Source organism: Sphingomonas astragali, from assembly GCF_051400615.1.
Lineage (GTDB): Bacteria > Pseudomonadota > Alphaproteobacteria > Sphingomonadales > Sphingomonadaceae > Sphingomonas.
In genome coordinates this window covers 1,051,910-1,064,157 of record NZ_JBLFFH010000001.1, presented here as the reverse complement: position 1 = coordinate 1,064,157, position 12,248 = coordinate 1,051,910, and the positions used below count along the sequence as shown (strand labels likewise).

General features: G+C 68.7%; 10 protein-coding genes. 3 read left to right on the top strand and 7 right to left on the bottom strand.

Annotated elements, in window-relative coordinates; all coding sequences use genetic code 11:
* Positions 1–73 precede the first annotated feature (73 nt).
* Complete coding sequence (locus tag ACMGER_RS05360) at positions 74–1,333, top strand: spinster family MFS transporter (RefSeq protein ID WP_436811066.1); 1,260 nt, start codon at positions 74–76, stop codon at positions 1,331–1,333.
* A 111-nt stretch (positions 1,334–1,444) separates the two neighbouring features.
* Here the strand turns inward: ACMGER_RS05360 and ACMGER_RS05355 are convergent, their stop codons facing one another.
* From ACMGER_RS05355 to rpmI, 7 genes are all read right to left on the bottom strand, one after another.
* On the bottom strand, positions 1,445–2,971 hold the full coding sequence (locus ACMGER_RS05355) for a peptide chain release factor 3 (RefSeq protein ID WP_436811065.1): 1,527 nt from the start codon (positions 2,969–2,971) through the stop codon (positions 1,445–1,447).
* 43 nt (positions 2,972–3,014) lie between these two features.
* Positions 3,015–4,217, bottom strand: coding sequence for an MFS transporter (locus ACMGER_RS05350; RefSeq protein WP_436811064.1), 1,203 nt, complete (start codon positions 4,215–4,217; stop codon positions 3,015–3,017).
* Between the two features lie 54 nt (positions 4,218–4,271).
* The gene (locus ACMGER_RS05345) at positions 4,272–5,153 is read right to left on the bottom strand and encodes an aldose 1-epimerase family protein (protein WP_436811063.1); all 882 of its coding nucleotides are present in this window, start codon (positions 5,151–5,153) and stop codon (positions 4,272–4,274) included.
* Complete coding sequence (pheT, locus tag ACMGER_RS05340) at positions 5,146–7,614, bottom strand: phenylalanine--tRNA ligase subunit beta (protein ID WP_436811062.1); 2,469 nt, start codon at positions 7,612–7,614, stop codon at positions 5,146–5,148. Before pheT ends, ACMGER_RS05345 begins: the two co-directional genes overlap by 8 nt.
* Positions 7,611–8,699 carry a phenylalanine--tRNA ligase subunit alpha gene (gene pheS / locus ACMGER_RS05335; protein ID WP_436811061.1) on the bottom strand — a complete coding sequence of 363 codons (1,089 nt, stop codon included), beginning with the start codon at positions 8,697–8,699 and terminating at the stop codon, positions 7,611–7,613. Before pheS ends, pheT begins: the two co-directional genes overlap by 4 nt.
* Before the next feature lie 195 nt (positions 8,700–8,894).
* Positions 8,895–9,260: a 50S ribosomal protein L20 gene (rplT, locus tag ACMGER_RS05330; protein ID WP_233784845.1), complete on the bottom strand. Its 366-nt coding sequence runs from the start codon at positions 9,258–9,260 to the stop codon at positions 8,895–8,897.
* Positions 9,261–9,274: 14 nt separating this feature from the next.
* Positions 9,275–9,478 (bottom strand): 50S ribosomal protein L35, encoded by a 204-nt coding sequence (gene rpmI / locus ACMGER_RS05325; RefSeq protein WP_097062249.1) that lies wholly within the window; start codon positions 9,476–9,478, stop codon positions 9,275–9,277.
* A gap of 155 nt (positions 9,479–9,633) precedes the next feature.
* Between rpmI and ACMGER_RS05320 the strand changes: the two genes are divergently transcribed.
* Positions 9,634–11,784, top strand: coding sequence for an AsmA family protein (locus ACMGER_RS05320; protein ID WP_436811060.1), 2,151 nt, complete (start codon positions 9,634–9,636; stop codon positions 11,782–11,784).
* A 40-nt stretch (positions 11,785–11,824) separates the two neighbouring features.
* A complete protein-coding gene (locus ACMGER_RS05315) occupies positions 11,825–12,235 on the top strand; it encodes a VOC family protein (protein WP_436811059.1) in 411 nt (136 codons plus the stop codon).
* The last annotated feature ends 13 nt before the right edge of the window (positions 12,236–12,248 follow it).

Sequence of the window (12,248 nt, the reverse complement as noted above, 5' to 3'; positions counted from 1 at the left end):
GGCCGGGCATCCATTGACAGGAACGTCCGGCCCTCGTCCTATGCGCCGCAGAGATTCGAGGGGAGGGTATGGAATGGCCGACCGGACGACGAGCCCCGGCTATGCGCGGCTGGTGCTGGCGATGCTGCTGCTGGTCTATATCTTCAATTTCCTCGACCGGCAGATCCTCGGCATCCTCGTCGGGCTGATCAAGAAGGATCTCGGCCTCAGCGACACGCAGCTCGGCCTGCTCGGCGGCACCGCCTTCGCGCTGCTCTATTCGACCCTGGCGGTCCCGCTCGCCCTCCTCGCCGACCGCACCAGCCGCAGCTGGGTGATCACGATCAGCCTGGCGGTGTGGAGCGGCTTCACCGCGCTTTGCGGCACCGCGACGGGCTTCACCCAGATGTTCCTCTACCGCCTCGGCGTCGGCGTCGGCGAGGCGGGGGGCGTCGCGCCGAGCTATGCGCTGATCTCGTCCTACTTCCCGCCCGAGCGGCGCGCACGGGCGATGGCGGTCTATTCGCTCGGCATTCCGGTGGGGTTAGCTGCGGGCGTGCTGCTCGGCGCCTATATCGCCGCGCACGTCAACTGGCGCGTCGCCTTCTACACCGTCGGCATCGCCGGCGTGGTGCTGGCGCCGATCTTCCGGCTGGTGGTGAAGGAGCCGCCGCGGCCGGCCATCGCCGGGCCGCAGCCGTCGGTGTGGCAGGTGTTCCCGATCATCGCCGCCAAGCCGAGCTTCTGGCTGATGGCGTTCGGCGCGGCGATGTCGAGCCTCGCGGGCTACGGCCTTGCCTTCTGGGTGCCGTCGTTCCTCGAGCGCAGCTTCCACTTCGACCTTGCCACCCGTTCCTATTATTTCGGCTCGCTGCTGCTGCTCGGCGGCGCGACCGGCGTGTTCCTGGGCGGCGTGCTCGCCGACCGGCTGGGGCAGGCCGACCGCGGCGCCTATGCCCGGCTGCCGGCGATCGCCTGGGCGATCACCGCGCCGATGTTCGCGATCGGCTTCTGGTCGTCGTCGCCGGTGCTGGCGTGGCTGCTGTTCCTGATCCCCAACGCGCTCAACATCCTGTGGCTCGGGCCGATCGTCACCGCCGTCCAGCACCTCGTGCCGCCGCACATGCGCGCGACCGCCTCGGCAAGCTTCCTGCTCATCAACAACCTGATCGGACTCGGCGCCGGCGCCTTCGTGATCGGCGCCATGAGCGATGCGATGACGCCGATCTTCGGCGACGAGGCGCTGCGCTATTCGGCACTGGCGGTGAGCGGCTTCTACCTGATCGCGGCGGTGCTGGCGTTCATCGCGGTGCGGTTCCTGAAGCGGGACTGGGTAGAGGAGACCTCCATCTAAGCCCCTCCCCTTCAGGGGAGGGGTTGGGGTGGGGACTATCCACAAGCGAACAGTCTGCCGCACTCCCCCATCCCCAACCCCTCCCCTGAAGGGGAGGGGCTTAAGAGGGAATCACCGCTCCCGCGTCGCGGCGAACCTCACCTTCGGATAGCGGTCGGAGACGTAGCCGACCTCCCACGCCGATTTGGCGAGGAACACCGGGTTGCCGTCGCGGTCCTTCGCCATCGCGCCCTTGTTGAGGTCGGCGAATTCCTTGAGATCGGCCGGGTTCTCCGCCGAAATCCAGCGTGCGGTGTCGTAGGGCGAGGGCTCGAGCGCCGCCGCCACCTTATACTCCGCCTCGAGCCGGCTCAGCAGCACGTCGAGCTGGAGCTGCCCGACCACGCCGATGATCCAGTTGGAGCCGATCTCGGGATAGAAGACCTGGATCACGCCCTCTTCCGACAGGTCGTCGAGCGCCTTGCGGAGCTGCTTGGTCTTGGTCGGGTCCTTGAGCGCGACGCGGCGCAGGATCTCGGGCGCAAAGTTCGGCAGCCCGGTGAAGCGCACGTCCGCCTTCTCGCTCAGCGTGTCCCCGACGCGCAGCGTGCCGTGGTTGGGGATGCCGATGATGTCGCCGGGATAGGCCTCGTCCGCCAGCTCGCGCTGCTGGGCGAAGAACAGGATCGGCGAGTGGATCGCGATCGGCTTGCCGTGGCCGGTCGGCACCAGCTTCATGCCGCGTTTGAAGGTGCCCGAGCATAGCCGCATGAAGGCGATGCGGTCGCGGTGCTGCGGGTCCATGTTGGCCTGGACCTTGAACACGAAGCCGGTGACGTCGCCGCGGTCGGGCGCGACCGGCGCCGGCTCGGCCGGCTGCGTGCGCGGCGGGGGCGCGTGCTCGGCGAGCGCGGCGATCAGTTCCTCGACCCCGAACTCCTTGAGCGCCGAGCCGAAATAGACCGGCGTCAGGTCGCCGTGGCGATAGGCGTCGCCGTCGAACACGGCATAGCCGGCCTGCGCCAGCTCGATCTCCTCGGCCACCGCCTCGGGAAGGATCGGCGCCTGGTCGACCTTGCCGCGGAACTCGCGGCTGTCGCCCTCGGGTCTGGCGATGCGGTCGGCGACAGGATCGTAGACGCCCTCGAAGGTGCCGCCCATGCCGACCGGCCAGGTCATCGGCGCGACGTCCAGCGCCAGCACGTCGGCGATCTCGTCGAGCAGCTCGAACGGCGCGCGGCCCTCGCGATCGACCTTGTTGACGAAGGTGATGATCGGCACCGACCTCAAGCGGCACACCTCGAACAGCTTGCGCGTCTGGCTCTCGATGCCGCGCGCCGCGTCGATCACCATCACCGCGGAATCCACCGCGGTCAGCGTGCGATAGGTGTCCTCGCTGAAATCCTCGTGGCCCGGCGTGTCGAGCAGGTTGAATGTGATGCCGTCCTTCTCGAACGTCATCACCGACGAGGTGACCGAGATGCCGCGCTGCTGCTCGATCTTCATCCAGTCGGAGCGCGCGCGGCGCGCCTGCCCGCGCGCCTTCACCTCGCCGGCGAGATGGATCGCGCCGCCTTTCAGCAGCAGCTTCTCGGTCAAGGTGGTCTTGCCGGCGTCGGGGTGGGAAATGATCGCGAAGGTACGGCGGGGAGAGGTCATCGCGGCCCCCTAGCCGCTTTGGCGCTGCGATGCGAGATTCGCGTCAGCAGGCGACGGCGGGCTTTCCCACGCTGCGCTCTATCAGCAGCGACACGCTCAGCATCGCGAGCCCGCCCAGCGCCAGCAGGGCGCCGACCCAGCCGGTCGAGGTCCAGCCCATCCCGGCGGCGATCGCGAGCCCTCCGAGCCACGGCCCGAGCGCGTTGGCGACATTGAACGCCGAATGATTGAGCGCCGCCGCCAAGGCCTGCGCGTCGCCGGCGACATCCATCAGCCGGGTCTGCAGCACCGTGCCGAGCGCCCCGCCCAGGCCGATCGCGAAGGTGCCGAGGCACACCGACCAGAGCTGCCCGGCAACGAACGGCCATAGCGCCAGCGCCGCCGCCGACCACAGCAGGAGCGCCGCCGCCGTCGGCATCAGCGCACGGTCGGCGAAGCGCGGTGCGATCAGGTTGCCGGCGGTCATGCCGAAGCCGAAAGCGCCGAGCGCGATCGGGATGGCGCTCTCCGGCACATGCGTCACCGCCAGCATCGTGTCGGCGAGATAGGTATAGACCGCGAACAGCCCGCCGAAGCCGATCGCGCCGGTGCCGAGCGTCAGCCACACCTGCGGCCGCGCCAGCGCGCTCAGCTCGCGCAAGGGGCTGGCGCTGGGATCGGCGCGGTCGGCCGGCGCGAACAACAGCACGAGCAGCGCCGTCAGCAGCGCCAGTGCGGCGACGAGCGCGAACACCCATCTCCAGCCCACCGCCTGTCCGAGCCAGTTGGCGAGCGGCACCCCGACGATGGTCGCGACGGTGAGCCCCAGCAGCACGCGCGCGACCGCCCGCGTTCGCTTCTCCTGCGGCACCAGCCCGGCGGCGACCAGCGACGCGATGCCGAAATAGGCGCCATGCGGCAGCCCGGCGAGGAAGCGGAACGCCAGCATCGCCTGATAGCTCGCCGCGATCCCCGACAGGGCGTTGCCGAGTGCGAACAACGTCATCAGCACGACCAGCAGGGTCCGGCGCGGCAGTTTCGCGCCGAGCACCGCGATCGCCGGCGCCCCGACCACCACGCCCAGCGCATAGGCGCTGATCACATGGCCTGCAGTGGTTGAATCGACGTGAAGATCATGCGCGAAGAACGGCAGCAGGCTCATCGTCGCGAACTCGGTCGTACCGATCGCGAATCCGCCAACCGCCAGCGCAAGATGGACCAGACCGACGGGGGCCGGCTTGCGGGTGATAGCAGGTGTCGCAGACATCCTCGTTCACCTGGGGATGCTGCACCGCAGCGTCAATTGCGCGTCGCGCAAGCGTCAGCGCGTCAGCGTCACCTGCATCGCGAATGCCCTGCTCTCGCCGGGAGCGAAGCGGATGATGCCGGGCTTGTCCCGGATATCGCCTTCATATCCCGCCGGATCGGCGTGTCCCCACCATGGCTCCACGCAGACGAACGGCGCGCCGGGCCTGGTCCAGATGCCCAGCCACTCGGCATCGGGGAAGCCGATGTCGAGCGCGACGGGGCCGCCGCCTTCATAGCGCAGGCGACGGCTCGCCGGATGATCCCAGATCAGCGCGTCGGCCGTGAACAGGTCGTCGTTCAGCTCCAGCGTGTCGCCCGCGACGGGACTCGGGCGCGCGTCGGCGGTCATCAGCCCGCCGGGCGTGAGCCTGCACAGCGGCGCCGGCTCCGGTCGCTCGAAGATCAGCCGATGGCCGGCCCGCCCGCTCGCGCCGGGCAGCGGCCAGCGGAAGGCGGGATGGAAGCCGAAGCTCGCCGGCATGTCGACCTCGCCGCGATTGTGGACGGTCGCGGCCATCGTCAGCGTCGCACCGTCGCCGACGAACGCCATGTCGAGCGCGAACGCGAAGGGATAGATCGCCCGCGTCTCGGCGCTGTCGGTCAGGCGGAAGCGCGCTGCGTCGACGCTGCTCTCGATCAGCTCGAAGCGGCTGCGGCGCGCGAAGCCGTGCTTCGGCATCGCGAACTCGCGGCCGTCCAGCCGGTAGACGTCGTCGTTCAACGCGCCGACGTTCGGAAACAGCAGCGGCGCGCGCCCGCCCCACCAGGCCGGATCGCCCGAATGCATCAGTTCCTGGCCGCCGTGTTGCAGGTCGCGCAGGCCGATCAGCTCGGCTCCGGCAAGCGCAATCTCCGCCTCGAACCGGTCGGTCGCGATGGAGACGGTCTCAGCCACGCAGGCTTGCTCCCAGCTTGGCCGCCGCGGCGACCACCTTGTCGGCGATCGCCTTCAGATCGGCGTCGGTGAAGCTTTTGTCGATCGGTTGCAGCGTCACCTCCACCGCGAGGCTCACCTGCCCGTCCTTGACGAACCGGTCGAACAGCCGCGCCTCGACGATCCGCTCCTTGTCGGCGCCGCGGATCGCACGGACGAGATCGCCCGCCGCCAGGCTCTCCGGCACCAGGAAGGCGAAGTCGCGCGTTACCGGCTGCAACGCCGGCGGCGCATAGGCCGGGCGCATGAAGCCCGACCCGCGCTTCGCCGGCAGCGCATCCAGGTAGAGCTCGACCGCGGCGACGTCGCCGTCGAGGTCGAACGCCTGGAGCGTCGACGGGTGCAGCATCCCGAAGGCGGCAAGCACCGTCTTCGGCCCGAGCCGCAGCGTGCCGGATTGGCCGGGGTGCCAGGTCGCGCCCGCCTCGCCCATCACCTGGAGATTGGCGACCGGCGCGCCGGCGGCGTCGAGCAGCGCCAGCGCCTCGGCCTTGGCGTCGAATGCGTCGAAGCCCTGCGCCTTGCCGCTCGACCAACCGCGCGAACGGCGCTCGCCAGCCAGCACCACGCCCAGTGTCGGTCGTTCGGCATCCGCCAGATAGCGCCGCCCGACCTCGAACAGGCGCACGGCCGTAGCGCCGCGCTTGAGGTTGCGTTCGGCGGCGGCGAGCAGGCCCGGCAGCAGCGAGGGGCGCATCACCTTCATGTCCTCGCTGATCGGGTTGGCGACGACCCAGGGAGCCTCCCCGAACGGCGCGGCCTCCGCTTCCGAGATGAAGCTCCACGTCACCGCCTCGGCCAGGCCATGCGCGGCGGCACTGCGGCGGAGCTTGCGCTCCAGCTTCTGCGCCGGCGTCGCGGTCGGGCGAGCGACGCCGGGGACGCGCGGCAGCGGCGTCGAAGGCACCTTGTCGATGCCTTCGATGCGGATCACCTCCTCGACCAGGTCGGCGGCGCCGTCGATGTCGCGGCGCCAGCTCGGTACCGTTACCTGCCATCCCTCGCCGACGGTGAAGCCGAGGCTTTCGAGGATAGCCCGCTGCCGGTCCGCCGCCACCGCGAGGCCGCCGAGGCTTTCGGCGTGCGCCGGATCGTAGGCGACGGTGCGCGGCTCGACCGGCGGCCGGCCGGCACGGGTGACGCCGCTGGCCTTGCCGCCGCAGATATTGAGCACCAACGAGCAAGCGATCGCGAGGCCGTCGTCGAGGAACGCCGGGTCGACACCGCGCTCGAAGCGCTGGCGCGCATCGCTGGTGAGGGCGAGCTTCTGCCCGGTGCGGGCGATGCCCTCGGGGTCGAAATAGGCGCATTCGATGGTGACGTCGGTGGTGGTCTCCGAGACGCCCGAATGCTCGCCGCCCATGATGCCGCCGATGTCGTGGACGGTCTCGGCATCGGCGATCACCGTCATCGTCTCGTCGAGCGCATAGGTCCTGCCGTTGAGCGCCAGCATTTCTTCGCCCGACTTGGCCTTGCGGGCGCGCAGGTCGCCCTTGAGCTTCGCCTTGTCGTAGACGTGCAGCGGGCGGCCGAGATCGATCATCACATAATTGGTGATGTCGACCAGCGCCGAGATCGGCCGCTGCCCGATCGCGATCAGGCGCCGACGCATCCACTCCGGCGCCTCGCCGTTGACGACGCCGGAGACGTCCTGGGCATAGAAGGCGGGGCAGCCGGCGGGGTCTTCCGTGGTGACATTCGGGCCTGGGCCTTCGCCCGCGACCGGCTCCACCCCTTCCGTTCGCCCTGAGCTTGTCGAAGGGCGGCTTTCCTCAGGCGATCCGCCTGCGGCACTTCGCCCTTCGACAGGCTCGGGGCGAACGGTGGAGAGGAGGTGAGCGTAAACTCCCCCCAATGACTTTAGCGTCCCCAGCCCCGCTGCCGCGAGATCGCGCGCGATGCCGCGCACGCCCATGCAGTCCTGCCGGTTGGGCGTGACGCTGATGTCGAATACGGGATCGGTGAGGCCGGCATAATCGGGGAAGGGCGTGCCGACGGGCGCATCCTCGGGCAGCTCGATGATGCCGTCATGATCGTCGCCGAGCTCCAGCTCGCGCGTCGAGCACATCATGCCGTTGGAGGTGACGCCGCGGATCTCGGCGACCTTCAGCACCATGCCGTTGGCCGGCACCACCGCGCCCGGCATCCCGAACACGCCGACCAGGCCCGCACGCGCATTGGGAGCGCCGCACACCACCTGCAGCGGGCCCTCTCCCGCATCGACCGTCAGCACCTGCAGCTTGTCCGCCTGCGGATGTTTCTCCGCCGTCAGCACGCGCGCGACGCGGAACGCGGCGAGCCTGGCGCCAGGATTCTCGACGCCCTCGACCTCCAGGCCGATGCGCGTCAGCGTCTCCGCCACCTCGTCGGCGGAGGCGGTCGTGTCCAGATGCTCCTTGAGCCAGCCAAGCGTGAACTTCATGCCCCCACTCCTCCGCTGAGCGTGGGCACGTCCAGCGCCGAGAAGCCATAATGCCTCAGCCAGCGGATATCGCCGTCGAAGAAGGCGCGCAGGTCATCCATCCCGTACTTCAGCATCGCCAGCCGATCGATGCCGCAGCCGAACGCGAAGCCCTGCCATTCGTCCGGATCGAGCCCGCAGGCGGCGATCACTTTCGGATGGACCATGCCGCTCCCCAGCACCTCCATCCAGCCGCCATTTTCCTTGGATGGATCGCCGCCGATCACGCGCTTGCCGTTCTGGACGGTATAGCCGACGTCGACCTCCGCCGAGGGCTCGGTGAAGGGGAAGTAGCTGGGCCTGAGGCGCAGCACGATGTCGTCGCGCTCGAAATAGGCCTTGAGGAAGGTCTCGAGCGTCCATTTGAGGTGGCCGAGCGTGATGCCCTTGTCGATCACCAGACCCTCGACCTGGTGAAACATCGGCGTGTGCGTCGCGTCCGAATCCGAGCGGTAGGTGCGCCCCGGCGCGATGATGCGGATCGGCGGCTTCTGGCTCGTCATCGCGCGGATCTGCACCGGCGAGGTGTGCGTGCGCAGCACCATCGGCCGCTCGTGCTCGCCGGCGATGTAGAAGGTGTCGTGCATCGCGCGCGCCGGATGCGTCTCCGGGATGTTGAGCGCGGTGAAATTGTGCCAGTCGTCCTCGATCTCCGGACCCGTAGCGACCGCGAAGCCGAGATCGGCGAAGATCTCCGCGAGCTCGTCCATCACCTGGCTCACCGGATGGACGCTGCCCGGCGGCGGAAGGTCGACCGGCAGCGTCATGTCGAGCGTCTCGCTCGCGAGGCGCGCGTCGAGCGCCGCGCGCTCCAGCACGTCCTTGCGTGCGCCGATCGCCTCGGTCACCGCCTCGCGCAGGGCATGGATGCGCGGGCCCTCGATCTGGCGCTGCTCGGGGCTCATGCCGCCCAGGGTCTTGAGCAGCCCGGTCACCGCGCCGGATTTGCCGAGCAATTGAACTCTCAGATGGTCGATCGTTTCGAGGTTGTCCGCCTGCGAAACCCGGTTCAGCGCTTCCGTGCGCAGTTGATCCACATCGGTCATCACAAAATCCGTTCGCCCTGAGCTTGTCGAAGGGCAGCCCTTCTCTTCAAGCTCATCAGAAGAAAGTGCAGGGCTTCGACAAGCTCAGCCCGAACGGGAGGAATTTGCGCCGCTCCTAGCCATCCTTCGCCGAAACGAAAAGGGGCGCCGGTGGTGACCACCGACGCCCCATTTCAAACCCTCGCGTCAGGCCGTTCAGGCGGCCTGGGGCAGCGCCGCCTTCGCCTGCGCGACGATGGCGGTAAAGGCCTCGCCTTCGTGCATCGCGATATCGGCCAGCACCTTGCGGTCGAGCTCGATGCCGGCGAGCTTCAGCCCGTGCATGAACTGCGAATAGCTGAGCCCCTCGGCGCGCACGCCTGCGTTGATGCGCTGGATCCACAGCGCACGGAACGAACGCTTCTTAACCTTGCGGTCGCGATAGGCGTACTGGCCGGCCTTCTCGACCGCCTGGCGGGCGATGCGGATCGTGTTCTTGCGACGGCCGTAATAGCCCTTCGCCTGATCCAGAATGCGCTTGTGCTTGGCCTTGGTGGTCGTGCCACGCTTCACTCGAGCCATGGTTCAGACCTCCCTTACTTGAGACCGTACGGCGCCCACGCCTTGACGTGAGCCACGTCGGCGTCGGCGAGCACGCTGGTGCCGCGGTTCTGGCGGATATACTTGGCGTTGTGGCTGATCAGGCGGTGGCGCTTGCCGGCGACACCGTGCTTGACCTTGCCGGTGGCGGTGAACTTGAAGCGCTTCTTCACACCGCTCTTGGTCTTGAGCTTGGGCATTTTCGTCTCCTTGCATTCGGCGACTTCAAGAACCGCCTCGGCAGCCCACACTGGCCGGGCGATTCGTCCATAAAATCGCGGAAGCGCGGGCGCATAGCGGCAAGCGCCCGAAAAGGCAAGGGAACCCCGGCGGTTCCTCAAGGATTTTCCTCGCCATGGCAGACCGGGACGCACCGATCGCGGTGACCGATGCCGCATCCTCGCCCGGGCCCTCGCCCAAGGCGCAGCCGGTTCGCGCGCTCGGCACGCCGCTCGCCAGCGCGATCGCGGTCGTGACGACGGTCGTCGGGCTGATCCTGCTCGCCTGGACCATCCTCTACGTCACCAAGGGCCGGTTTCTGCGCCACCCGTTCGAGCGGATCGTCGGCCAGATGATCCACCGGGACGTGCGGGTCGGCGGCGACTTCCAACTCTATTTCGATCCCATCACGCTGAAGTTCGTCGCCGAGCGGATGACGATCTCCAACCCGAGCTGGGCCGGCGTTCCCCACTTCTTCACCGCCAGGCGAATCGAGACGCGGATCAGCACGCCCTCGCTGATCTTCGGCAAGCGGCGCATCAACGTCCTGGCGATGGAAGACGGTCATGTCGATCTCGAATGGGATGCCGCCGGTCGGCGCAACACCTGGACGTTCAGCGAGCGGAGGGGCGAGCCGCTCGAGCTGCCGCTGATCCGCCGCGCGACCCTGGCGGGCACGACGCTGCGCTATCGCAATCCGCGGATGCGCATCGCCGCCGACATCGCCTTCCGCACCGTCGAGGCGCGCGACACCCGCTTCGCCAGCGCGATCCGCTTCTCGGGCGACGGCACCGCGCGCGGCACGCCGTTCATGCTGTCGGGCGCGCTGCTCTCCCCCGACGCCACCATCACCGGCGGGCAGAACCGGCTGGAGCTTCATGCCTCCGGGGTGCGGACCGAGATCGATGTCGCCGGCACGCTGCCGGGCGCCACCGAGATCGAGGGCGCGAACCTGCACATGAGCGTGCGCGGCCGGAACCTCGCCGACATCTTCGCGCTTGCCGGCATCGCCGTGCCCGACACGCGCACCTATCGCCTGACGTCGGCGGTGACCAAGCGCGGCGACGAATGGCGCTTCACCGGGCTCAAGGGCCGGTTCGGCGACAGCGATCTCGCCGGCCGCATGACCGTCAGGCTGAGCGAGCCGCGGCTGCTGCTCACCGCCGATCTCGCGACACGCGTGCTCGACATCGTCGATATCGCGCCGTTCATCGGCTACAATCCCGACGCGGTCGCCGCCCGCGGCGCCGCCGCCACGGTCGAGACCGTCCAGGGCCGTCCGCGCGTGCTGCCCGACGCGCCGCTCCGGATCGAGGCGCTCCGCAATTTCGACGCGAAGGTCGACTACCGAGTGAAAACGGTCCGCGCGGAGAGCTTCCCGGTCTCCGACATCACGCTCGGGCTCGACCTCGACAATTCGCTCCTGAAGCTCAGCCCGCTCAACTTCGCGATGGCGCGCGGCACCGTCAGCTCCGACATCGTCATCGATGCGCGGCGCCAGCCGGTCGTCACCGATTACGACATCCGCCTGTCGCCGACGCCGATGGGCACGCTGCTCGCCGGCTTCGGCGTCGAGGAATCGGGCACCACCGGCGCGCTCAAGGCGCGGATCAAGCTGACCGGCACCGGCAATTCGGTGCGCGACAGCCTCGCCAGCGCCAACGGCCGCATCGCGATCATCATGCCCAAGGGCACGCTGTGGACGCGCAACGTCCAGCTCAGCGAGATCGACATCGGCACCTTCGTCCAGAAGATGTTCGAGGAGAAGCTCAAGGAACCGGTGCAGATCAACTGCGGGCTGATCGGCTTCACCGTCCGGAACGGGGTCGCCGCCGCCGATCCGATCCTGATCGATACCCGCAAGAACGTCATGCTCGGCCGCGGCGGCTTCAGCTTCCGAAACGAAAGCATCGACCTCGCCTTCCGTGCCGACGCCAAGAAGTTCAGCCTGTTCTCCGGCCAGTCGCCGGTGGCGATCGGCGGCTATTTCGCCAAGCCGTCGATCGACCCGATCACCCCCGAACTGCTCGCCCGCTCGGGGGCCGGTCTCGGGCTCGGCCTGGCGGCGAGCCCGCTCGCGGCGGTGATCGCCTTCGTCGACGTTGGCGACGCCAAGGCCGCCGATTGCGGCCCCGTGCTCGCCGGTGCCCGCGCCACCGCGCAACGCACCTTCAAGGGCAAGCCGCGCGACGACGTCGGCCACGGCACCACCGCCAAGTCGGAAAGCGGCAAGAGCACGACGGAAGAGCGCCGCAAGCAACGGAAGAAGTTCCTCGGCATCTTCTGACCGGCTAGGATCACCTCTCCACGACTCGGGGAGAGGTTCCATGGCCGAAGCATCTCAGCCGCTGGGTGGCGTCACGCCGCATCTCACCATCCGCGACAACCGCGCCAAGGAGGCGATCGACTTCTACGTCCGCGCGTTCGGTGCGGAAGAACTCGCCCGCCATCCCGAGGAGAACGGCGATCGGCTGATGCACGCGCACCTCGTCGTCAACGGCGGCACGGTGCTGCTCAACGACGATTTCCCCGAAATGATGGGCGGCAACCCCGCGCCGCCGCCGAGCGGGGTCACGCTGCACCTCGAGGTGGCCGATGCGGACGCCGCGTGGGAAAAGGCGCTTGCGGCCGGCGCCAGCGCTCGGTTCCCGCTCGACAATCAGTTCTGGGGCCAGCGCTACGGCCAGCTCACCGATCCGTTCGGCCACGTCTGGTCGATCGGCGGTCCGTTGAAATAGCGCCTCCCGGCCG

Bases quoted from the DNA above. Each gene is read 5' to 3' on its own strand.
- ACMGER_RS05320 (WP_436811060.1), top strand. From the start codon at position 9,634: ATGGCAGACCGGGACGCACCGATCGCGGTGACCGATGCCGCATCCTCG.
- ACMGER_RS05315 (WP_436811059.1), top strand. From the start codon at position 11,825: ATGGCCGAAGCATCTCAGCCGCTGGGTGGCGTCACGCCGCATCTCACC.
- ACMGER_RS05355 (WP_436811065.1), bottom strand. From the start codon at position 2,971: ATGACCTCTCCCCGCCGTACCTTCGCGATCATTTCCCACCCCGACGCC.
- ACMGER_RS05360 (WP_436811066.1), top strand. From the start codon at position 74: ATGGCCGACCGGACGACGAGCCCCGGCTATGCGCGGCTGGTGCTGGCG.
- ACMGER_RS05350 (WP_436811064.1), bottom strand. From the start codon at position 4,217: ATGTCTGCGACACCTGCTATCACCCGCAAGCCGGCCCCCGTCGGTCTG.
- pheT (WP_436811062.1), bottom strand. From the start codon at position 7,614: ATGAAGTTCACGCTTGGCTGGCTCAAGGAGCATCTGGACACGACCGCC.
- rplT (WP_233784845.1), bottom strand. From the start codon at position 9,260: ATGGCTCGAGTGAAGCGTGGCACGACCACCAAGGCCAAGCACAAGCGC.
- pheS (WP_436811061.1), bottom strand. From the start codon at position 8,699: ATGACCGATGTGGATCAACTGCGCACGGAAGCGCTGAACCGGGTTTCG.
- rpmI (WP_097062249.1), bottom strand. From the start codon at position 9,478: ATGCCCAAGCTCAAGACCAAGAGCGGTGTGAAGAAGCGCTTCAAGTTC.